1 protein-coding gene is annotated in these 1413 nt (G+C 61.8%); it reads right to left on the bottom strand.

Annotated features, from left to right (window positions below; translation table 11 throughout):
* Positions 1 to 102 precede the first annotated feature (102 nt).
* Positions 103 to 1287 (bottom strand): integrase catalytic domain-containing protein, encoded by a 1185-nt coding sequence (locus DBR22_RS13505; protein ID WP_219928118.1) that lies wholly within the window; start codon positions 1285 to 1287, stop codon positions 103 to 105.
* Positions 1288 to 1413: the final 126 nt, after the last annotated feature.

Raw genomic sequence — 1413 nt, 5'->3', positions numbered from 1 at the left:
CCTGTTGCCTCATTGCAATACCTCCGGGAAGACTGATTCGTTGCCTCATTTGAAAACCTCCGGTTTAGGGCTACGTTGACTCAGTGAAAAACCTCCGGGTCCTCAGTGGTTCCAGGCCCTGTTGATGGGTTTGGCCGCGGCGGGTTGTTTGGCCTTGGCGAGTGTTTCCAGCTGAGCGGTGAGTGCCAGGATCTGGCGTGAGAGCGCAGCGGGTTTGATCTGTTTGAAAACGGTGTTCATGCCGATGATCGGGCGTTTACGCATCCTCGGGTGACGGATGGCCCGCTGGTGGGGTGTGGCCGGCGCGTCGTGCTTCTTGATCACTTTCGCGCCGTGCCGGTGCTTCTCGATGAGCTTTTGCTGGGGCAGCAGGTAGTTGGTCAGGATCCGGTCCAGCTCCCAGATCTCGTTGAGTTTCTCAAGCTCCGCGGGGGTGTCGTAGCGAAGGTAGCCGACGAGTTCTCTGACCCTGGCCCAGTTCTTTTGCTCCACGTGGGCGCCGTCATTCTTGTTCCCCGGCCGGGACCGGGTGAAGGTGATCTGCTGGGCATGGCAGTAGGCGAGCAGGTGGTCGTTGATGAATTCAGAGCCGTTGTCCGAATCGATCCCGATGATCGGGAACGGGAACACGGCGGCGACGTGTTCAAGGGCCTCGAAGACCCATTTGGCGGCCTTGTTACGCACAGTCCGGTTCACCGTCCAGCCGGTGCAAATATCGGTCACTGTCAGGGTGAAGCAGAATTGCCCGAAGCTGTTCCCGCCTTCATGTCCGACCAGATCGATCTCCACGAATCCGGGCACGGCGTCGTCCCACTCGGCCCAGGTCCGGACCGGGATCTGGGATTTCAGGAGCGTCCCGGGCTTGGTATGGGACCGTCCCCGCGGGAAGAGTTTCGCCCGTTCCCCGGCGAGTTTGCGGTCAATGGTCGCCGCGCTCATGCGCACCAGCAAATCGGCCTGGCCGTCGGTGATAACCAACTCCTTGTCCCGGCGCAACAGCGGCACCAGAACCGGCAGCATCGGGGCCAGGAGCCTGCCGGCAGGGGCGCGCAGCACCGCCCAACACGTGATCAACGGCGGCAACAGATCCGGGCCGTAGACAGGGGTCCGGCCCGGTCTGGGCCTGACGACTCTCAGGACCAGGGCTTCCCGCAGGGCCGCCCGGGCGTAATCGCGGTGCCATCCGGTCAACTCCACCAGCTCGTTCAGAATCCGGGATTTCCCCCCACGATCCGCGCTCTTATAGGCGAGGGCTTTCTTCTTCGTCACAGCCTGCCGCTGGACCATCGTTAGCTCCATGAAAATGGGCATAACCCGCATCCGCTGCCACCCCCGGAAACCACGCCGCCAAGCGGAGGTTTTCAAATGAGGCAACGTATCCGGCTACGCGGAGGTTTTCTATGAGTCAACGCG

The sequence above is a fragment of the Arthrobacter sp. HMWF013 genome (genome assembly GCF_003061105.1).
Taxonomy (GTDB): domain Bacteria; phylum Actinomycetota; class Actinomycetes; order Actinomycetales; family Micrococcaceae; genus Arthrobacter.
The sequence above is the reverse complement of the archived record's forward strand: the minus strand, read 5'-3'. Positions and strand labels throughout refer to the sequence as shown.

Coding starts and splice junctions, on each gene's coding strand:
- DBR22_RS13505 (WP_219928118.1), bottom strand. CDS start 1,287: ATGGTCCAGCGGCAGGCTGTGACGAAGAAGAAAGCCCTCGCCTATAAG.